Origin of the sequence: Streptacidiphilus sp. BW17 (genome assembly GCF_041262485.1) — a bacterium.
In the GTDB taxonomy this organism is placed as follows: Bacteria; Actinomycetota; Actinomycetes; order Streptomycetales; family Streptomycetaceae; genus Streptacidiphilus.
In genome coordinates, this window is the sequence record NZ_JBGCCR010000018.1 from 110,057 (window position 1) to 127,971 (window position 17,915).

Sequence of the window (17,915 nt, forward strand, 5' to 3'; positions counted from 1 at the left end):
ATGAGCGAGATGATCAGCACCCCGGACGCGCCGGACCTGCCGGCCAGGATCCGCGTCGTCCTGGCGGACGACCAGCCGTTGGTGCGGTCCGGGCTTAGGGTGCTGATCAACGACAATCCGGACCTGGAGGTCGTCGGCGAGGCCGGCTCGGGCGACGAGGCGATCACGCTGGTCGGCCAAGTACGGCCGGACGTGGTGGTGATGGACATCCGGATGCCTGGCATGGACGGCATCGAGGCCACCCGCCGGATCGCCGCCGGGCCGGAGTCGGCACACGTCATCATGCTGACCACCTTCGACGACGACGACTACGTCTACGGCGCGCTGCGCGCGGGCGCGAGCGGCTTCCTGGTCAAGGACATGGCCCTGGACGAGATCCTCTCCGCCATCCGCGTCGTCGCGGCAGGCGAGGCCCTGATCGCCCCGAGCATCACCCGCCGCCTCATCGCCGAGTTCGCCAACCGCCCGTCGTCCAGGGCCTCTTCACCCCGGGCCCCGCACCGCGTCCGGGAGAGCATCACCGACCGCGAGTTCGAGGTCCTCACCCTGGTCGGCCGCGGCCTGAGCAACAGCGAGATCGCGGAACAGCTCTTCATCAGCGTCGCCACGGCCAAGTCCCATGTCGCCCGCCTGCTCTCCAAGTTGGACGCCCGCGACCGCGTCCACCTGGTCATCCTCGCCTACGAGGCGGGACTGGTCTCCGCCCAGGGCTGAGCGCGCCACGCGAGGTGACCCCGCCACACAAGATGACTGAGCGTCAGAACCTGGGCTCGTCCGGGAGTTCCGCGGGAGGCGTGATCTCGCGCAGGCCCTTCCAGACCGGTTGACGGAGGATCCCGCCTGCCGTCAGTTCCGCGTACTCGACCTCCGCGGCCAGGGCCGGGGAGGCCCAGTGGACGGTGGAGTCGGGGCGGCCGAGGTCGGTCGGTGTGGCGACGAAGGGAGAGCGGTCGAGTTCCAGGCTGCGCAGGACTTCCGCCAGGTCGGCGGCCTCGTTGACGCCCATGCCGGAGCCGACCGCGCCGAGGTAGCGCAGGCCGCGCGGTTCCGGCAGGCCGACCAGGACGCTGCGCAGCTCGCCGCGCTCGTTGGCCAGCCAGCCGCCGACGCGGACGTCGACGTGTCGGCGGTGCTTGTGCTTGATCCACGCCCGCGAGCGGTGTCCCGGCTGGTAGAGGGAGTCGAGCCGCTTGGCCACGATGCCCTCGATGCCGTAGGCCTCGGTCCACTCCACCGCCGCGCCCAGGTCGCCGATCCAGGACGGCGGGGTGCGCACCGGGCCCTCGTCCAGGCCGAGTTCGGTGAGCAGCGTGCGGCGTCGGGTGTAGGGCTCGTGGGTGAGGTCGTGGCCGCCCGCGTTCAGCAGGTCGAAGGCCATCAGCGTGACCGGGGTGTCATGCCGGGCCACCTGGATCTGCGCCGGGCGGCGCAGGCTCATCCGCTCCTGCAGCGCGCCGAAGCTGGGCGCGCCGTCCGCGCCGAGCGCGACCACCTCGCCGTCCAGCACCGCCGCGCGGTCGCCGAGCAGTTCGGCGACGCCGGTCAGCTCCGGGTAGCGCTCGGTGGCGTCTCCGCCGGTGCGCGAGCGGACGGTGACCGTGCCGTCGCCGGGGACGTAGACGAGCACCCGCATCCCGTCCCACTTCACCTCGGCGGCCCAGTGCGACACGTCGCGGGGCAGCGGCGCGGTGGTCGCCAGCATGGGCGTGTAGGCGGGCAGCGCGACGGGGGTGCGGGGGCGGGCAGCCATGAGAGGACCGGTCCGATCAGGACGCGCGCCTGGGCGCGCTCTTCTTGGCAGACTCTGTGGACTTGGCCGTGGACTTGGCCGCGGTCTTCTTCGTCGCCGTCCTCGCCGCCGTCGTCTTCGTCGCCTTCGCCGACGACGAAGGCGTCCTGCTGCTGGTCCGGGTGCCGGAGACCGACTTCTTCGCGTTCGCGTCCTTGCTGGTCCTGGCCGTGCCGGACGACGCCGTGGCCTTGCGCGCGGGGACGGTCTTGCGGGCCGCCGACGCGTCGTCCTCCGCCGCGTCGTCGTCCGCAGCGGACTCGCCGCGCTGCGCCTTGGCCGCCGCCACGCTGGACTTTAGCGCGGCCATCAGGTCGATCACCTCCGCGCCGCCCTCGGCGACGGGGACGTGGACCGGGGTCGCACCCTCCGCCTTGGCCTTGATCAACTCGGCCAGTGCGACGACGTAGGAGTCCTTCTCCGCGTCCAGGTCGAAGCCCTCGGAGAGGGTCTCCATCAGCGAGCGGGCCATGGCCAGCTCCTGCGGGCGCAGGTCGACGTCCTCCTCGGGCCCGAGGCCCTCGGTCGAGCGGATCTCGTCGGCCCAGCGGATGGTCTGCAGCACCATGAGCTCGTCCTGGACCCGGAGGATCGCCAGCGACTCGCGCGAGCGCATGGTGATCTTCGTGACCGCCACCTGCCCGGACGCGCGCAGCGCCTCGCGCAGCAGCGCGTACGGCTTGGCCGGGGCCTTGTCGCCGAGACCCACGTAATAGGGGCTGTCCCAGCGCAGCGGGTCGATCTCCTCGGCGGGGAGGAAGGCGACCACATCGATGATCTTCTTGCTGGGCACGGGCAGTTCGGCCATGTCCGCGTCGGTGAGGACGACGACGCGTCCGTCCGAGGCGTCCCAGCCCTTGGCGATCTCGCCGTACTCGACCTCGCGGTCCTCGGCCTCGCAGAAACGCTTCAGCCGAACGCGTGAACCGTCCTCCTGGTGGACCTGATGGAGGACGGGGCCGGAATGCGTGTCGGTGGCGGGATAGAGCTTGACCGGCACCGACACCAGCCCGAACGTGATGCTGCCCGTCCACACACTGCGAGGCATGACCTGCACCTTTCCCGGGGTATTCACACGTTATGCCCGGAAAGGTACCCGTGCAGGTCGACGGGCGCGCGATCCTCCTGTCCCATCTGGACAAGGTGCTCTGGCCCGCCTGGTCGAAGGCCGAGATGATCGACTACTACGCCCGCGTGGCCGGGGCGATGGTCCCGCACCTGCGCGACCGCCCGGCCTCCTTCCTGCGCGGACCGGAGGGGATGACCGGCCCGCTCTTCGTGGCGAAGAACGTGCCGCCGGGCAGCCCGTCCTGGCTGCGGGTGGTGGACGTGATCGGCAAGGAGGGGCCGCGCCAGCACCTGGTCCTGGACGACACGCCCAGCCTGATCGCCGCGGCCAACATGTACTGCCTGGAGATCCACGTCCCGCAGTGGACCGTGACCGGCGGCCGGGACGCCCACGACCGTCTCGTCATCGACCTCGACCCGGGCGAGGGCGCGACGATCACCGAGTGCTGCCGGGTCGCCCTGCTGATCCGCGAGGAGCTCGCCGCCGACGGCCTCGCCTGCGTGCCGGTCACCTCCGGCGTCAAGGGCCTGCACCTGTACGCACCGCTGCGGCCCAGCCCCGAGGCGGTGGTCGTCGCCTACGCCAAGGCCCTCGCGGAGCGGCTGGCGGCGGCGTATCCGTCGCTGGTGGTGGCCCGGATGACCAAGTCGCTGCGGCGCGGCAAGGTCTTCCTGGACTGGTCCCAGAACTCCACCTCCAAGACCACCTCCGCGCCCTACACGCTGCGTGCCACCCACACCGACCTCCCGGGCGCCTCCGCCCCGCTCACCTGGCCCGAGGTCGACGGCTGCACCTCCCCGGCCGACCTCGCCTTCACCCCGGAGTCCGTGGCCGCCCGCGTCGCCTCGGCCGGGGACCACGCGGCCGTCCTGTACGACGCGGCAGCGGCGGCTGAGCTGCCGGACAGCTGAGACGCGGCGTGGTCCACATCACGTCACCGGACGGGTGACGCGGGCGGATTCAACTCGCGTCGAGCGCCGGTGAGATGAAAAGGTGACGGATGTACGGACAAGCGCCGTACCGAACACGCACTGCATCGCACAGCGCACACGTGCGGTACAACCAACGGGGGATCACATGCGCACCACCACTGTCGTCATGGCCGGAATCGCCGCCGCAGCCACGCTCTGCCTCACCGCCTGCGGCGGCAGTTCCAGCGGCGGGGGCACGCCGAGCGCGGCGAGCACCTCGTCCTGCGAGGCCGCGCTGGTACAGCAGTTGAAGGACGATCAGAGCAGCGGCGCGAGCGCCACCGTGAACTTCGGGATCTCCGCGTGCGTGGGGCTCTCCCCCGCCACGATCGCCCAGCTCTCCCAGGAGGCCACGAAGACCGTGCTGAAGGGCATCCTCCCGAGCGGCTTCCCGTCCGCGCTGCCGACGGGGCTCCCGACGGACCTGCCGTCCGGCCTGCCGACGGACGTCTCGACCAGCGACCTGCCCACCAGCCTGCCCAGCGGCCTGCCCAGCTGATCAGCCCTGCTCGGACGGCACCTGCTCGGACCGGTTCTGCTCGTCGCGGTCCTCGCGCAGGCTCTCGGCGAGCCACTGCTCGACCGCCGCGACGTGCACGGCCGAGGCCGAGGCGGCCAGTTGCGCGTCGCGGGCCTCCAGGGCCGCGAGGATCGACTCGTGCTCGCGGTGGACGTGCTCGATCGCACGGCCGACGCGGGTGCCGCGCAGGATGCGGACCCGCTGGGTCTGGGTGGAGAGGATCTCCAGCAGCATCGACAGGACCGGGTTCTCCACCAGCGCGACCAGCGCGCGGTGGAACTCCATGTCGCACTCGATGAACGCCTCCACGTCCACCGCCGCGCGGCTGCGGTCCAGGATCCCGCGCAGCGCGGCCAGGTCCGCGTCCGTCACCCGGGTCGCCGCCAGCGCGGTGGCGGACGGCTCCAACAGGCGTCGCACCTGGAGCAGTTGGAGTGCCGACTCGCCCTGGGAGACGTCGGAGGCGAACGACAGCGTCCGCAGCAGCAGGTGCGGCTCCAGGCTGGAGACGTAGGTGCCGTCGCCCTGCTTGGTGACCAGGATCTGCATGGCCGTCAGCGCGCGCACCGCCTCGCGCAGGGAGCTGCGCGACAGGCCGAGCCGCTGGGCCAGGTCGTCCTCCTTGGGGAGGCGCGCGCCCGCCTGCAGCTCACCCGAGATGATCATGGACTTGATCTTCTCGATCGCGTCGTCGGTCAATGCCATGTGCGGCTGCTCCTGCGGGGCCGTCGGGGTTCGGATGGGCCGGGCGGCCCATCGGTCGCCCATGCGGACGAGCGAGGGGCCACCCGGACAGGGTAGGGCGTCGGGCAGACGGTACGCCGTCGCCCGACCCGGCTGATGCCGGTCAGCGGGTCCACGGGCCCTGACCGCCTCCGACCCGCTCTGACCCCTCCGCCCCCTCCAACCCCTCCGACCGGCTCTGAGCGCAGGGCGGGAGGCCGTGTAGGGTCCCGCGCATGCGTTCCGGTATCTGCCCGAAGTGCGGGTCGTCCGAGGTACACACCATGTTCGGCGGGATATACCGCGGTCAGGCTCCGGTGATCCGGATCAGCGGGCTGCTCTCCACCCGGGCCGATTCGGATGACTACGTCTGCACCGACTGCGGGTACTTCGAGCAGTACTTCGTCCCCGGTCCGGCGCTGGGGAAGATCGCCAGGAAGTGGCCCCTCGCCAGCGATTTCAACGAGGACGAGGACGAGTTCGACGTCGAGGAGGACGCCGGGCCCGAGGACACCCCGCCGGACGGCTTCAGCCAGTCGTAGTCCTGACAGGCCACGCGTCCGATCGGGTGAATCGGCTGGGCCGCGCCGGTTCACTCCGATGGCAGGCGGCATGGCGCGACGCGCGGTGTGACACGACGTCAGATGCGCTGCACGCGCCCGGTTGCCGCCGGGACGCTGCGGCGCACGTGTCCCTGCCGCCGCCCGAAAGGCTGATCCCACTGTGCGTTCCCGCGCCCGGACCCTCCGCAGGTACCTCCACACCACCGCGGCCACCGCTGTCGCCGCCGCAGCCGTTCTCGCCGTCGGCCCCGGCCTCGCGGCGGCCGCAAGCGGCAGCGGCTACGGGCAGTGGCACGTCAGTGGCGGCACCGGGGATCTGGTGCTGCCTCAGACCGGGTTCCCCGTCGCAAAGGTGACCACCGACGGCTCGCCCGCCAAGGTGATCAACGGCGCGAGCACCTTCCTCAACGCGGCCACGCCCTTCGGCCAGGTCTACGGCTCCTCCCGCGGTGAGGACTACCTGCTCGACTACACCGCGGCCGGCCGCACGCCCTCGGTCACCACCCTGCGGTTCCACTCCCCCACCCCGCTCGGCTGGGGCTTCACCCTCGGCGACGTGGACGCCGACAGCGTGCACATCGCCGCCACCGGCGCGGGCGGAGTCCCGCTCTCCGCCGACGAACTCGGCTGGCAGGGGCCCTTCAACTACTGCAACGGCGTCTCGCCCGTCCCGAGCGTCTGCGCGGGCAAGATCGACGGCGACCTGCCGGTGTGGCATCCGGACACTTTGACGCTGCGCGGCAACTCCGTCGATACCAACGGCGCCTCGGGCTGGTTCCGGCCGACCGTGCCGGTGGAGTCGATCAGCTTCACCTTCGCCCGCCAGTCCGGCAACCCGGTCTACCAGATCTGGGTGGCCAACACCGGCCACGACCTGGGCGGTCACGTCCACATCGACTGCCCGGACGGCCGACCGGTGACGCTGGAGCTCCGTCATCCGGACGGCACGCCCGTCCTCGACAGCCACGGCCGGCACGTCGTCACCACGACCGACGCCAACGGCGACTACAGCTTCCCCGACGTCGCCGCCGGTGACTACAAGGTCCACCTGGACACCCCGACCGGCCTCAATGCGCAGACCACCGACCACACCGCCGACGTCACCGACCACGACGTGACCGACGCGGACTTCTCCCTCACCTGCCCGCCGGAGGTCACCGCCCCACCGGCGACCGGCCAACAAAGCGCCCCGATCCCGCTGCCGGACTCGCCCGCGATCGTCGAGGTGCTCGTCCCCCCGAAGCACGGCCGGGTCGAGGACACGCCCAGTGGCTGGGTCTACATCCCCCGCCCGGGCTTCACCGGCCACGACTCCGTCACCGTCCTGACCGAGCACAACGGCCGCTACGGCCGCCGCGTCATCCCCGTCCACGTCGAGGGCAAGCCCGCCGGCCACCGCCACCACCGCCCGTCCGACGACAACGTCGAGCACGCTGAGCACGGCGGCCCGCAGCTGGCCGCGACCGGCGGCGGCATCGACCCGACGGAGGCCGTCGAGGCCTCACTCCTGCTGCTCGCCGCAGGCACCGGGCTCCGGCTCTCCCTCGGCGCCGCCCGCCGACGCCGGAGCCGTCGCTGATCGCGTAGCGCGGCCTGGAAGGGGACGGGATCGGAGGGACGACCACGTCGATGGCTCCGCCGAGCTCCCCTCCCGGGCCGCGCTCCCGCACCCATCGGGCAGGCGTCACCGCTCTCGCCGTCGCGGCGGTCGCGGCCGTCGCGGCGGCGTTCGCGACCGTGCCCCTCCTGCGGGAGAGCCTGGCCACCCTCGGGCATCTGACGTGGTGGTGGGTCGTGCTCGCGATCCTCGCCGAGTTCGGCTCGATGACCGCGTTCGCGCGCAGCCAGCGCCGCCTGCTCCCGTGGCGCGGACTGCTGCTGGCCTACTGCCTGGCCAAGACCGCCGGCAGCCTCGGTGTGACCCCGGGCGGCGTCGGCATCGTCGAGGCAACCCTGGCGACCGCCCTGACCGCCCTGACCGCCGCCGGCATGCCCGCCAACCAGGCCCTGCCCGCCGTCCTCGTCTACCGCCTGATCAGCTTCTGGCTGCTCCTGGCCGTCGGCTGGACCGTCCTCGCCCTGCTGACCCGCCACACCGGTCCGCCCGACCCGCCTGGCTGAGCCGTCGTCACATCCCCACCTACGCGAGCATGTCCGCCGGGCCGCCCGGGGCGGGGGCCGCGCCGGGGGCGATGCCGAGGACGTGGTCGAGGTAGGGGTTGGCGAAGACGCCCGTCGGGTCGACCTTGTCGCGGAGGGCGACGAAGTCGTCGAAGTGCGGGTAGCGGGTGCGCAGGACGTCGGCGTCGAGGCTGTGCATCTTGCCCCAGTGCGGCCGTCCGCCGAAGGAGCCGAGGATGGACTGGCAGGCCTCGAAGTACCGGCGGTGCGGCATCCGGTGGTACTGGTGGAAGGCTATGTAGCAGCTCTCGCGGCCGTGCGCGGTGGACAGCCAGATGTCGTCGGGCGCGGTGAACCGGACCTCCAGCGGGAAGGAGATCCCCTCGCCGCTGCCGTCGACCCAGCGCTTGATCTCGCGCAGCGCCGAGGCCGCGTGCTCGCGCGGGATGGAGAACTCGCCCTCGCGGAACCGGACATCACGGGCCGAGGCGAACACCTTGTAGGAGACGTCGGTCCACTGACGGCCCGACATGGCCCGTGCCGCGAACCGGGCTATGGGCGGGACCAGGGCCGGAAACCGCGTCCCCAGCCGGTTCAGCGCCTCGAACCCCTGCCCGCTGAGCGCCTCGTCCAGCTTCCTGCCGAACTCCGGGATCGGCTGCAACGGCACGTCCCCGGGGAGCCGCTGGAACCTGCGGGTCAGCGTCGTCGCGCTGTGCGGGAACCAGAAGAACTCGAAGTGGTCGTTGCTCTCCGCGAGTTCGTCGATCCGGCCGAGCGTCTCGGCCACCGGCATCTGCGCGTCGTGGGCGCGCAGCGCGAAGCGCGGGACGCACTGCAAGGTCACCTCGGTGATCATCCCGAGCGCGCCGAGCCCGACCCGGGCGGCGGCGAACAACTCCGGCCGCACGTCCGGCGAGCAGCGGACCACCTCGCCGTCGGCCAGGACCAGTTGCAACGCGCGCAGCTGCGTCGAAATACTGCCGAAGCGGACTCCGGAGCCGTGTGTGCCGGTCGAGACCGCCCCGGCGACGGTCTGCCGGTCGATGTCGCCGAGGATCTCCATCGCCAGCCCGTGCTCGGCGAGCAGCGGATTGAGCTTCCACAGCGGCATCCCCGCGCCGACGGTGACCAGCCCGGAGGCGGCGTCGACCGAGACCAGCGCGTCGAGCCCGTCCAGCCGCAGCTGTACGCCAGGGGCGACGGCGGCCGGGGAGAACGAGTGCCCGGCGCCGACGGCCTTGACCCGCCGACCGTCCCGCACCGCGCCCGCGACCGCGTCGGCGACCTGCGTCACGTCCGTCGGACGCAGCACCCGCGCCGGACGTGCCTGCTGGTTGCCGGCCCAGTTGCGCCACTCGCTCGTCATGCCGGAGTCCTCCCAGGTCTTGACGGGATCAGTCCGATGGGATCGGTCCTCCGCACGGCACGCGAAGGGAAAAGCACACCGTGCGGAGGAACAGAAGAGAGCGTGGACTTGGTCAGGTGTCCAAGTCAAGAGGTTCCGAGACCTTGACTTGGACACCTGACCAAGTTCTATCCCGGCAGCCGGAGTCCGTGGGATAGGTTTCCTTCACCGAACCGAACCGAACCCGACCGAGCCGACATGCCGGCCTGACGCACCGAACCAACCCGCCCCCCACCGAATCCGGAGTCCGCATGACCCGCCGTTCCGCCGACGAGCGCCGCGAGGAACTGCTGGAGGCCGCGATCCGGATCATGATCCGCGACGGGGTCGCCGGGGCCACCACCCGCGCCGTCGTCGCCGAGGCCGGACTGCCGCTCGGCGCGTTCCACTACTGCTTCCGCTCCAAGGAGGAGCTGCTCACCAGCGTCGTCGAGCGCATCATGCGCCGCGCGATGGCCCCCGCCACCGCACTGGCCGTGGAGATCGAGGGCGCACCGGTGCCGGAGATCATCCAGGCCACCCTGCGGGCCTACTGGGCGCAGATCGCCGCCAGCCCGGACGAGCACCAACTGACCTACGAGCTCACCCAGTACGCCATGCGTCAGCCGGGCCTCACGGAGGTGGCGCGCCGTCAGTACCGGCACTACCTCGACGTCTACCGCCAGTCGCTGGAGGCCACCGCCCAGTTGGCCGGTGTCGAGTGGGCACTGCCGCTGCCGGTACTGGCCCGTTACGGCCTCAGCGTCCTGGACGGCCTCACCCTGCACTGGTTGATCGACCGCGACGACGCCGAGGCCCACGCGGCGCTCGACGCCTACGCCGCCCACCTGGCCGCCCTGACCCGCCCGTTGGCCGACTGACTGCCCTGCTTCACTGACGATACGTCAGAGTCCGGCCGTGGCCCGGAAGGTGAGTCCGGCGACGACCGCGCCGAGCAGCGCGCCCACCATGGTCTGCGCCACCGTGTGATCCCTGAGCACCACGCGGGACCAGGCGATCAACCCGACCACGAGGTACCCGAGCGCCCACCACGCGCCGAGCGCGACGCCCAGCATCGCCACCGCACCGCCGGAGACGGCCGTGTGCAGGGAGACCTTCCACTTCAGCACCGCGGTGATGACGATGATCGGAACCAGGGTCGCGAACATCGCCAGAATCATCGCGATCAGTTCGCGCGGCGCGCCGAGCACGGCCATCAGCACCAGCCCGACCACCACCGACACCAGCACCACGGGCAGCACCTTCGCCCGCTTGGCCCGATCCCCGACGTAGCGGTCGGCGACCTTGCCGCGCCGCATCGCCAGCGTGATGATCCCCTGCGGGATCACCCCGGCGAACACCGCCGCGAACAGCGCCCAGCCGACCCCTGCCCAGCCGTGCCGGACGGCCCCGACCAGCACCAGCACGCCGACGATCACGTTCTGCGGATCCAACACCCGCGTCACACCCCGCGCCCAGAGCGGCGCGTCGTGCGGCACCTCCTGCGATGCATCCTGCGGCGATGCGTCGGCCGGCGCGTCGTCGGGTGCGCCCTGCCGGGCGGGCTGCTGCTTGTCGATCGTCGTCACCGGGCGAGTTTCGCACAGCCGTCCGACCGCGCTCTTCACGCCTCCGGCGCGAAGAGGTCGATCAACAGCGCCAGGCGGCGCTCGTGCGCCTCCTCGGGGAGGCGGCCGCTGCGCACCAGCGTGACCAGGCCGTGGAGGCCCGCCCAGAGGGTCTCCGTGAGGATGTCCGACTCCTCGTCAGAAGCCAGCGACTGCACGGTCAGCACCAGTTCGCCGAACCCCTCCCGCAGCGCGGCCGGGGCCTCCGGGGTGGCGAAGGGCAGGTCGACGGTGTGCGTGAACATGGCGTCGTAGAGGGCAGGTCGCCGCCGCGCGAAGGCGGTGTACGTCGTCCCGACCGCGATGAGCGCGGCTCGCGGGCTGCCGGCCCCCAGCCGCGCGGCACGCAGCTCGGCCGCCAGCTCGGCGAAGCCCTCCACGGCGACGGCCGCCATGATGGCGTCCTTGCCCTTGAAATGGCTGTAGAGGACCGGCTGGCTGTACTCGATCTCCGCCGCCAGCCGACGCGTGGTGACCGCGTCCCAGCCCTCGGCCTCGGCGAGCTCCCGCGCCGCCGTGACGATCAACCGCTCGCGCTCCGCTCGTTCGCGCTCCCTGCGCGCCTGAATCGACATGGACAGACTCTAGCACCGCTAGAGTTTCTGTCGAGCTTCGGTCGAACGGTCGCTGTGCAGTCGTGGAGTCGTGGAGCCGCGGCTACCCCTGCGCCGAATCGAACGCCTCGCGGGCCTGCTCCACCAGCGGCAGATGCCCCTCCGACCACTCGGTCAGCGCGGCGAACAGCGGCGCCAGGCTCTGCCCCAGCTCGCTGATCTCGTACTCGACCCGCGGCGGGACCTCCGGGTAGTAGGTGCGCACCACCAGGCCGTCGCGCTCCAGTTGGCGCAGCCGCTGGGTCAGCACCTTGGCCGTGATGCCGCCGATGTTCCGGTGCAGCTCGACGAAGCGCTGCCGGCCGAACTGGTTGAGCGTCCACAGGATCGGCGTCGTCCACCGGCTGAAGACGATGTCGAGAACCGGCGTGATCGGGCACGCCTGCACCCCACCTCCAGCGGTGTGCACGGGCTTGCCCGGCATCGGGGGGTTCGTCATGGACGCGGTCCGCACAGCCACTCTCCTCAGCGACAGTCACTTTCCTCTAGGTACCTACTTTACTCAGGATGCTAGCTTCAAAAACCGGCGAACCACGACTCATCTCACGTCCCTCACACGTCTCATCGCACCTCTCGTCGCACCTCTCATCGCACGTCCCTCACACGACAAACCATGGAGCTCATCATGATCGTTGTGACCGGATCCACCGGGAACGTCGGCCGTCCGCTCGTCGCCTCGCTCGCCGCGGCGGGCGCGAAGGTCGTGGCCGTATCGCGGCGCGAGACCCCGACCGACCTGCCGGACGGGGTGACCCACGCCCGCGCCGACCTGGCCGACTTCGAGAGTCTTCGCCCGGTCCTCGACGGCGCGGAGGCACTCTTCCTCCTCCTGGCGGGCGAACTCAACGGGCCGGGCGAGTCGGCCGACGTGCTGCTCGCCACGGCGCGTGACGCCGGCGTCACGCGAGTCGTGCTGCTCTCCTCGCAGATCAACGAGACCCGGCCGGAGGCCCTCTCCCACGTACGGCTGCGGGAGTTCGAGGCAGCGGTGCGCAACTCCGGTCTGCAGTACACGATCCTGCGCGCGGGCGGCTTCGCCTCCAACGCCTACGCCTGGGCGGAGTCGGTCCGCGAGCGACGCACCGTCTTCGCCCCGTTCGGGGACGTGGCCCTCCCGGTCGTCGACCCGTCCGACATCGCGGCCGCGGCCGGCGCCGTCCTGTGCGAGGACGGCCATCACGGGCGCACCTACGTCCTGACCGGCCCGGAGCCGATCACCCCGCGCGACCAGGCCGAATCCCTCGCCACCGCCCTCGGCGAGCCGGTCGCCTTCGTTGAACTGACTCGTAGTCAGGCACGGGACCACCTCTCGCGGTTCATGCCGGAGGCGGTCATCAACGGCACCCTCGACATCCTCGGCCGCCCCCTCCCCCAGGAACAGCAGGTCAGCCCCGACATCCGCCGCATCCTCGGCCGCCCCGCCCGCCCCTTCTCCGCCTGGGCCACGGCCAACCTCCCGGCCTTCAGGTAGCAGCAGAAAGCCCCCTGCCGTCCGGCGTCGGCTTCCGAACGCGGAGCCACGACGCTCGCGCAGCGTGGCATGCACCCCACAGCTGCCCCTCTCGGACACCACTCCGATCCCGGCCCTGCTCAGATCCCCAGGACGCGCGCCTTCGCGGCGGAGAGTTCCTCATCGGAGAGCACGCCCTGCTCATGCAGGCGGGCCAGGCGTTCGAGGCTGCTGATGTCCGCCTCGGTCAGACCCGGGCGCGCTTGTACGGGTGGTGACGGGACGTCCGCCGGGACCGGGGCCGGGCTCTGGGCGGCCTGCTGGGCCGCCGCCTGTTCACCCTGGCGTCTGGCCACTCGCCCCGACACCGCTGTCGCCGTTCCTGCGACGACCGCCGTGCGAGCCGCCAGACCAACGACGCCGGGACGTCCGGCGCGAGCAACTGGGCGACGCAACATGGTTGTTCCTCCTTCAGTGCAAGGCCCGCGGCAACGATCTGTCGCGCTGTCGCGTCTCACACGTCGGCCTCCCTCAACGCCTGCGCGAAGACAGGCGCCGGTATCCGCTCGTGCTGGACCAGCAGACCTCCGGCTCGCTGGATGGCGGCGGCGATCCCGGCGGCCCAGGTGTTCTCCCAGACGAGCAGGGCAGCAGCGGAGCCGGGGACGATGTCCTCAGCGATCGTGGCGAGGTCCTCCTCGCTGAACAGGCCGTCTATCTCACCGTCGACGGAGTCGAAGGCCGAGGCCTCCTCAGGGTCGAGTGCATCAAGCTCGACATAGGTGACAGTGCCGTCGTTGTCCTTCTTGATGAACGTCAGATCGAGTATCCGGACGGTGCCGTTCTCCACGAGGCGATTCACCTCCGGGACGATCTCACCGTTGAACCGGTTTCCGGGGAACGCGATGACGATGTACTCGACCGGGCCGACATCCATGCCGTTTGCTCCTTTCGCACAGCGGTCGCGGGTCGCGTCAGGCGAGGATCTTGGCCTTGGCTTGCTCGTACTCCTCGTCAGTGAGGTCGCCCTGTTTCTTCAGTTCGGCGAGCCGGGCCAGCTCATCCGTGCTGCTGGTCTGGGTCGCGGCGGAGCGGACGTAGGCCTGGAACGCCTGCTGACTCTGCTGAGCCCGCTGGAGCTCCCGCTCATGCATTCCCGTGCCGCGGGCGAGGAGATACACGAAGACACCGAGGAACGGCACGATGACCACGAGGATCGTCCAAAGGGTCTTTCCGCCGCCGTGGAGCTCGTGGTCACGGAAGATGTCTCCGATGACGCGGAACAGGAGCATGAACCACAGGAGCCAGAGGAAGATGATCATGATCGTCCAGAAGACGCTCAGCAGTGGGTAGCCCGAAGCCAGATTCATCAGCGCATCGTTCATGTCTTCGCTCCTGCCTGACGTACCTCACGTTGCGACGTTGCGGTCGTGAGGGTTCCGAGCCCAGCGTGCGCAGGCGTCTCGTCAAGCCGCTTCACCCCGAGCGGGTGAGGATCAGCGAGATGGTGCGCGGTGCCCCCGCGTGCTCGCGCGGGCTCGCGCGGGCGGTGCGCTTGGCCGTCGGGATCGGGGCGTCGTCGAAGCCGTAGCGCATGCTCACGCCCTTGAGCGGGTACTGCGTGTACCCCTGGACGCCGGGCTGGTGCTTTCAGGCTGAGAGGCGTTGAGTGGAAGGAGTCGCTTCTGCGGCGCCTCCTCTCATCAATCCCGTGGCCCTATGCAGACCCTCGTAGCACCTGACGCCCCGGATCCCCCGCGACCCCGGCGGGCGGCGCCGTCGGGTGACCCGATGCTCGCGGCCAGGTTCACCGTCCCGGGACCCCCGAAGATCCTCGTTCGCCGTCCCGCCTTGCTGGAACAGCTCACCGCCGGGGTGCGCGGGCCGCTCTGCCTGGTCAACGGCCCGGCAGGTGCGGGAAAGACGGTCCTCGCCGCCAACTGGATCTCCGACGGCCTCTCCCCCTACCGGACCGCGTGGCTGACCGTGGAACCGGGCGACGCCCCCGGCGTCTTCTGGGCCTACGTGCTGGAGGCCTTCCACCGGTTCGACGCGCAGTTGCCGCCCGACGTGGGCCGACCCACCCGCGCCGAGGGTGTGGACGGATCGCTCCTGGCGCGTCTCGCCGACGGACTGGCCCAGCGGGCGGACCCGGTGGTGCTGGTGCTCGACCAGTTCGACGCGGCCGGCGCACCCGAGATCACCGCCGGTCTGCAGTTCGTGCTCGGCCATGCCGGCCAGGGCCTGCGCCTGCTGCTCACCAGCCGGACCGACTCGCTGCTGCCGCTCCACCGCTACCGGGCAGCCGGCGAGATCGCCGAGATCCGCAACGCGGACCTGAGGTTCACCGTCGCGGAGACCGCTGTGCTGCTGCACGAGCACGGGCTGGAGATCTCGGACGAGGGCATCCTGCTGCTGATCGACCGCACCGAAGGCTGGGCGGCCGGACTGCGCCTGTGCGCGCTGGCGATGCAGCGCAGCGCCGACCCCGAGGCGTTCGTCCGCCGGTTCGCCGCGGACCGCACCGCCATCGCCGACTACCTCCTGACCGAGGTCCTCGGCGAACAGCCGGCGGCAACCCAGGACCTGCTGCTTCGGGTCAGCGTCGGTGACCGGGTCCACCCCGCCCTCGCCGACGTCCTGACCGGCCGCGACGACGCTGCCTGGACGCTGGCCAGGCTGGCCCGCGCCAATGCCTTCGTGGAGCAGATCGACGAATCGGCCTGGTACCGGCTGCATCCCCTGTTCGCCGAAGTCCTCCGCGCGCACTTGCGGCACCGCTCCCCCGGCCTCGAGCCCGAACTGCACGCGAGGGCGGCGCGCTGGTTCGCCCGGACCGGACGGCTCACCGACGCCGTGGCGCAGGCGGCCGCTGCGGCCGACTGGCAGTTCGCAGCCACCCTCCTGGTCGAGAACCTGGTGATCGTCCGGCTTTTCACCGGGCTGGACACCGAACGCCTGCGCCACGCGTTCGCCGGCATGCCCCAGGACCTGTCGGGCACACCGACGGCGCTGGTCGGCGCAGCCTGTCGCCTGGCCGATCAGGACCTCGTCGGCGGCACCAGCGGACTACGCAGCGCCGACGCAACCCTCCACGGCGGAGCCGACCCTGCGGCCCTGCTCAGCCGCGCGTTCGTCGGCGTCCTGGCCGGTCGGCTGGGCGGCGATCTGAGCGCCACCCGGCATTCGGCAGCCGACGCCGAAAAGCTGCTCGACGCCCTCCCGCAGCCCCCACTCGACCAGCATCGCCAGATCCGGGCGATGGTGCTGGCCGGTCTCGGCGCCGCGGAACTCGACGCCGGACACCTCGAACGCGCGGGGGCCGAGCTCACCGCTGCCGTCGAGGCGTGCGCGAGCCCGGGGACGGAGGTACCGCTCTGCGATTCGCTGGGATCCCTCGCCCTGGTGGAGCTGCTGCGCGGGCACCTGCGACCGGCGGAGCGGCACGCGCGCGAATCACTCACCGTCGCCGAACAGTCCGCCCTGCCGAAGACCCGCCGATCAGGTCTCGACCACCTCGTCCTCGCAGGTGTCGCGACCGAACACAACGACCTCGCAGCCGCCCAGAGCCACCTCGACCTGGCGGCGGCCTCCGCAGGAGCAGGGAGCGAACCCATCGCCACAGTCGAGGCCGCCGTCATCGGTGCCAGGCTGGCGACCGCCGCAGGCGACTGGGAGGGAGCACTCACCGCCGTCCGCACCGTCGCCTCGGCGGCATCCCCCCTGCATCTGTCCGCGTGGACGGTCGACGAACTGGCCATCGCGGAGTCCCGGGCGCATCTGGCGCACGGCGATACGGGTGCAGCCCTCGACGCGCTCGACAGCGCCCCTTCCGATCGGCCGGAGCACACGGTGGCCCGGGCCCGCGCACTGCTGGCCGCAGGCCACAGCGACCGCGCTCTCCTGCTGTTGGCCGGCCTGTCCGAGCAGGGATCCGTCACCCCGACCGGCCGGACACAGGCGTGCCTGCTCCAGGCTCAGGCTGCCGCAGCGGACGGTTCCACCGAGGACGCGCACCGGTTCCTGCGCACGGCGCTCGGCCTGGCCAGGCAGGAGCAGCTTCGCCGGGTCTTCGTCGAGAGCGGCCCCTGGGTGCGCCGACTGCTACGCCAGCACCCGCAACTGGCGCAGGCGCACAACTGGCTTCCCCTCCACGGCTCCGGGCCCTCGCACGCAGGGGCGGGCGAGCAGCCCGCAATGGTGGAGCCACTGACCGAACGGGAGAGCGCGGTGCTGCGCCAGGCCGCCCAGATGTTGTCCACCGAGGAGATCGCGGCCGAGCTGTACGTCTCCGCGAACACCGTCAAGACCCACCTGAAGAGCATCTACCGCAAGCTGTGCGTCACCCGTCGCAGCGAGGCCGTGCACCGAGCCCAGGACCTCGGGTTGCTCTGAACGCGGGCGGGGTAACTCGGGCGAGGTAACGCGGGCAGGTTCGCCCGAACCGGGCGATGCAGCGCACCACCGGGGCGACGCACAGTGGTCAGGCAGGGCGGAACGCCATGTCCCCGGCTCCGAGGGAAGTCTCTCGCATGCGCTACGAATTCCGCGTCGCCGACTCCGTGTCCGAGGCGCTCGCCGAAGCCTTCCCCGAGCTCAGCCGTGTTCCCGTGTCCGAACAGACGTTGTTCGTCGGACCCGTGACCGACGAGGCGCACCTGCACGGGCTCCTGGACCGGTTCCAGTCCCTCGGCCTGCGCGTGCTGGAGATGCGGCAACTCCCCGGGTGACGTCACGGATCGGCGGGGGTTCCAGCATCATCTGCAGCGGGTGAGATGCTGCGGCCCGAATCGTTCGATCCTGGATGCATGGCAAAGAATCCTGCTCCAGCTCCCCAGCCCTCGTCGCTGACCCTCAAGGGGCGTCAAGTGCGGCTACGCACGATCGGCATCGCGGTACTGGCGGCGCTGTCGGTCTGGTTCGTGGCGGCGAACACCGAGTCCGTCGCGATCAAGCTCTGGGTCACCACGGTGACGCTTCCCTTGTGGGGCGTGCTGCTGGTGACACTGGTCGTGGGCGCAGTCATCGGCTGGGCGATGGCCCGGCGTCGGGCGAAGCACTGACGAATCGGGCACGCTGG

The 17,915-nt window shown here is 71.2% G+C and carries 22 protein-coding genes; 11 read left to right on the forward strand and 11 right to left on the reverse strand.

The features are described 5' to 3' along the window. A complete protein-coding gene (locus tag ABH940_RS22295) occupies window positions 1-714 on the forward strand; it encodes a response regulator (protein ID WP_370069378.1) in 714 nt (237 codons plus the stop codon). Window positions 715-757: 43 nt separating this feature from the next. Here ABH940_RS22295 and ligD (ABH940_RS22300) read toward each other — a convergent pair whose 3' ends face one another. Further along, window positions 758-1,750, reverse strand: a complete 993-nt coding sequence (ligD, locus tag ABH940_RS22300) for a non-homologous end-joining DNA ligase (RefSeq protein ID WP_370069376.1) — start codon at window positions 1,748-1,750, stop codon at window positions 758-760. A gap of 16 nt (window positions 1,751-1,766) precedes the next feature. Beyond that, window positions 1,767-2,837, reverse strand: coding sequence for a Ku protein (locus tag ABH940_RS22305; RefSeq protein ID WP_370069374.1), 1,071 nt, complete (start codon window positions 2,835-2,837; stop codon window positions 1,767-1,769). A gap of 32 nt (window positions 2,838-2,869) precedes the next feature. Here ABH940_RS22305 and ligD (ABH940_RS22310) point away from each other — a divergent pair, with 32 nt between their 5' ends. Both ligD (ABH940_RS22310) and ABH940_RS22315 read left to right on the forward strand, forming a co-directional pair. Next, a complete protein-coding gene (ligD, locus tag ABH940_RS22310) occupies window positions 2,870-3,769 on the forward strand; it encodes a non-homologous end-joining DNA ligase (protein ID WP_370069372.1) in 900 nt (299 codons plus the stop codon). 166 nt (window positions 3,770-3,935) lie between these two features. Beyond that, complete coding sequence (locus ABH940_RS22315; protein ID WP_370106030.1) at window positions 3,936-4,328, forward strand: hypothetical protein; 393 nt, start codon at window positions 3,936-3,938, stop codon at window positions 4,326-4,328. Here ABH940_RS22315 and ABH940_RS22320 read toward each other — a convergent pair whose 3' ends face one another. Then, window positions 4,329-5,054 carry a FadR/GntR family transcriptional regulator gene (locus tag ABH940_RS22320; RefSeq protein ID WP_370106032.1) on the reverse strand — a complete coding sequence of 242 codons (726 nt, stop codon included), beginning with the start codon at window positions 5,052-5,054 and terminating at the stop codon, window positions 4,329-4,331. A gap of 302 nt (window positions 5,055-5,356) precedes the next feature. Here ABH940_RS22320 and ABH940_RS22325 point away from each other — a divergent pair, with 302 nt between their 5' ends. The 3 genes from ABH940_RS22325 (at window position 5,357) to ABH940_RS22335 (ending at window position 7,756) form a co-directional block, all read left to right on the forward strand. Continuing rightward, complete coding sequence (locus ABH940_RS22325; RefSeq protein WP_370106033.1) at window positions 5,357-5,614, forward strand: hypothetical protein; 258 nt, start codon at window positions 5,357-5,359, stop codon at window positions 5,612-5,614. 181 nt (window positions 5,615-5,795) lie between these two features. After that, window positions 5,796-7,214, forward strand: a complete 1,419-nt coding sequence (locus ABH940_RS22330) for an SdrD B-like domain-containing protein (protein WP_370106034.1) — start codon at window positions 5,796-5,798, stop codon at window positions 7,212-7,214. Between the two features lie 50 nt (window positions 7,215-7,264). After that, on the forward strand, window positions 7,265-7,756 hold the full coding sequence (locus ABH940_RS22335) for a lysylphosphatidylglycerol synthase domain-containing protein (RefSeq protein ID WP_370106035.1): 492 nt from the start codon (window positions 7,265-7,267) through the stop codon (window positions 7,754-7,756). Window positions 7,757-7,775: 19 nt separating this feature from the next. Here the strand turns inward: ABH940_RS22335 and ABH940_RS22340 are convergent, their stop codons facing one another. Beyond that, on the reverse strand, window positions 7,776-9,125 hold the full coding sequence (locus ABH940_RS22340) for a D-arabinono-1,4-lactone oxidase (protein WP_370073008.1): 1,350 nt from the start codon (window positions 9,123-9,125) through the stop codon (window positions 7,776-7,778). Window positions 9,126-9,415: 290 nt separating this feature from the next. On the opposite strand from ABH940_RS22340, the gene ABH940_RS22345 reads away from it, so the two are divergent. After that, window positions 9,416-10,024: a TetR/AcrR family transcriptional regulator gene (locus ABH940_RS22345; protein ID WP_370106036.1), complete on the forward strand. Its 609-nt coding sequence runs from the start codon at window positions 9,416-9,418 to the stop codon at window positions 10,022-10,024. Between the two features lie 24 nt (window positions 10,025-10,048). On the opposite strand, the gene ABH940_RS22350 is transcribed toward ABH940_RS22345, so the two are convergent. The 3 genes from ABH940_RS22350 to ABH940_RS22360 all read right to left on the reverse strand — a co-directional run bounded on the left by ABH940_RS22350 (window position 10,049) and on the right by ABH940_RS22360 (window position 11,824). Beyond that, window positions 10,049-10,732: a phosphatase PAP2 family protein gene (locus tag ABH940_RS22350; RefSeq protein WP_370073005.1), complete on the reverse strand. Its 684-nt coding sequence runs from the start codon at window positions 10,730-10,732 to the stop codon at window positions 10,049-10,051. Between the two features lie 35 nt (window positions 10,733-10,767). Next, window positions 10,768-11,346 carry a TetR/AcrR family transcriptional regulator gene (locus ABH940_RS22355; protein WP_370073004.1) on the reverse strand — a complete coding sequence of 193 codons (579 nt, stop codon included), beginning with the start codon at window positions 11,344-11,346 and terminating at the stop codon, window positions 10,768-10,770. An 82-nt stretch (window positions 11,347-11,428) separates the two neighbouring features. Next, the gene (locus ABH940_RS22360) at window positions 11,429-11,824 is read right to left on the reverse strand and encodes a winged helix-turn-helix transcriptional regulator (RefSeq protein ID WP_370073003.1); all 396 of its coding nucleotides are present in this window, start codon (window positions 11,822-11,824) and stop codon (window positions 11,429-11,431) included. 186 nt (window positions 11,825-12,010) lie between these two features. Here ABH940_RS22360 and ABH940_RS22365 point away from each other — a divergent pair, with 186 nt between their 5' ends. Beyond that, window positions 12,011-12,856, forward strand: coding sequence for an SDR family oxidoreductase (locus tag ABH940_RS22365; protein WP_370106037.1), 846 nt, complete (start codon window positions 12,011-12,013; stop codon window positions 12,854-12,856). A gap of 119 nt (window positions 12,857-12,975) precedes the next feature. On the opposite strand, the gene ABH940_RS22370 is transcribed toward ABH940_RS22365, so the two are convergent. From ABH940_RS22370 to ABH940_RS22385, 4 genes are all read right to left on the reverse strand, one after another. Then, entirely contained in the window at window positions 12,976-13,191 is a 216-nt protein-coding gene (locus tag ABH940_RS22370) for an SHOCT domain-containing protein (protein WP_370073001.1), read from the reverse strand. A 158-nt stretch (window positions 13,192-13,349) separates the two neighbouring features. Next, entirely contained in the window at window positions 13,350-13,772 is a 423-nt protein-coding gene (locus ABH940_RS22375) for a DUF6325 family protein (protein WP_370073000.1), read from the reverse strand. A 37-nt stretch (window positions 13,773-13,809) separates the two neighbouring features. Further along, a complete protein-coding gene (locus tag ABH940_RS22380; protein WP_370072999.1) occupies window positions 13,810-14,220 on the reverse strand; it encodes an SHOCT domain-containing protein in 411 nt (136 codons plus the stop codon). Between the two features lie 91 nt (window positions 14,221-14,311). After that, the gene (locus tag ABH940_RS22385) at window positions 14,312-14,437 is read right to left on the reverse strand and encodes a hypothetical protein (protein ID WP_370106038.1); all 126 of its coding nucleotides are present in this window, start codon (window positions 14,435-14,437) and stop codon (window positions 14,312-14,314) included. A gap of 189 nt (window positions 14,438-14,626) precedes the next feature. Here ABH940_RS22385 and ABH940_RS22390 point away from each other — a divergent pair, with 189 nt between their 5' ends. The 3 genes from ABH940_RS22390 (at window position 14,627) to ABH940_RS22400 (ending at window position 17,898) form a co-directional block, all read left to right on the forward strand. Beyond that, window positions 14,627-17,230, forward strand: coding sequence for a LuxR C-terminal-related transcriptional regulator (locus tag ABH940_RS22390; protein ID WP_370072998.1), 2,604 nt, complete (start codon window positions 14,627-14,629; stop codon window positions 17,228-17,230). A 137-nt stretch (window positions 17,231-17,367) separates the two neighbouring features. Then, window positions 17,368-17,565: a hypothetical protein gene (locus ABH940_RS22395; RefSeq protein ID WP_370072997.1), complete on the forward strand. Its 198-nt coding sequence runs from the start codon at window positions 17,368-17,370 to the stop codon at window positions 17,563-17,565. A gap of 78 nt (window positions 17,566-17,643) precedes the next feature. Next, complete coding sequence (locus ABH940_RS22400; RefSeq protein WP_370072996.1) at window positions 17,644-17,898, forward strand: LapA family protein; 255 nt, start codon at window positions 17,644-17,646, stop codon at window positions 17,896-17,898. Window positions 17,899-17,915: the final 17 nt, after the last annotated feature.

Bases quoted from the DNA above. Each gene is read 5' to 3' on its own strand.
- ABH940_RS22295 (WP_370069378.1), top strand. From the start codon at position 1: ATGAGCGAGATGATCAGCACCCCGGACGCGCCGGACCTGCCGGCCAGG.
- ligD (WP_370069376.1), bottom strand. From the start codon at position 1,750: ATGGCTGCCCGCCCCCGCACCCCCGTCGCGCTGCCCGCCTACACGCCC.
- ABH940_RS22305 (WP_370069374.1), bottom strand. From the start codon at position 2,837: ATGCCTCGCAGTGTGTGGACGGGCAGCATCACGTTCGGGCTGGTGTCG.
- ligD (WP_370069372.1), top strand. From the start codon at position 2,870: ATGCCCGGAAAGGTACCCGTGCAGGTCGACGGGCGCGCGATCCTCCTG.
- ABH940_RS22315 (WP_370106030.1), top strand. From the start codon at position 3,936: ATGCGCACCACCACTGTCGTCATGGCCGGAATCGCCGCCGCAGCCACG.
- ABH940_RS22320 (WP_370106032.1), bottom strand. From the start codon at position 5,054: ATGGCATTGACCGACGACGCGATCGAGAAGATCAAGTCCATGATCATC.
- ABH940_RS22325 (WP_370106033.1), top strand. From the start codon at position 5,357: ATGTTCGGCGGGATATACCGCGGTCAGGCTCCGGTGATCCGGATCAGC.
- ABH940_RS22335 (WP_370106035.1), top strand. From the start codon at position 7,265: ATGGCTCCGCCGAGCTCCCCTCCCGGGCCGCGCTCCCGCACCCATCGG.
- ABH940_RS22340 (WP_370073008.1), bottom strand. From the start codon at position 9,125: ATGACGAGCGAGTGGCGCAACTGGGCCGGCAACCAGCAGGCACGTCCG.
- ABH940_RS22345 (WP_370106036.1), top strand. From the start codon at position 9,416: ATGACCCGCCGTTCCGCCGACGAGCGCCGCGAGGAACTGCTGGAGGCC.
- ABH940_RS22355 (WP_370073004.1), bottom strand. From the start codon at position 11,346: ATGTCGATTCAGGCGCGCAGGGAGCGCGAACGAGCGGAGCGCGAGCGG.
- ABH940_RS22360 (WP_370073003.1), bottom strand. From the start codon at position 11,824: ATGACGAACCCCCCGATGCCGGGCAAGCCCGTGCACACCGCTGGAGGT.
- ABH940_RS22365 (WP_370106037.1), top strand. From the start codon at position 12,011: ATGATCGTTGTGACCGGATCCACCGGGAACGTCGGCCGTCCGCTCGTC.
- ABH940_RS22375 (WP_370073000.1), bottom strand. From the start codon at position 13,772: ATGGATGTCGGCCCGGTCGAGTACATCGTCATCGCGTTCCCCGGAAAC.
- ABH940_RS22380 (WP_370072999.1), bottom strand. From the start codon at position 14,220: ATGAACGATGCGCTGATGAATCTGGCTTCGGGCTACCCACTGCTGAGC.
- ABH940_RS22390 (WP_370072998.1), top strand. From the start codon at position 14,627: ATGCTCGCGGCCAGGTTCACCGTCCCGGGACCCCCGAAGATCCTCGTT.
- ABH940_RS22395 (WP_370072997.1), top strand. From the start codon at position 17,368: ATGCGCTACGAATTCCGCGTCGCCGACTCCGTGTCCGAGGCGCTCGCC.
- ABH940_RS22400 (WP_370072996.1), top strand. From the start codon at position 17,644: ATGGCAAAGAATCCTGCTCCAGCTCCCCAGCCCTCGTCGCTGACCCTC.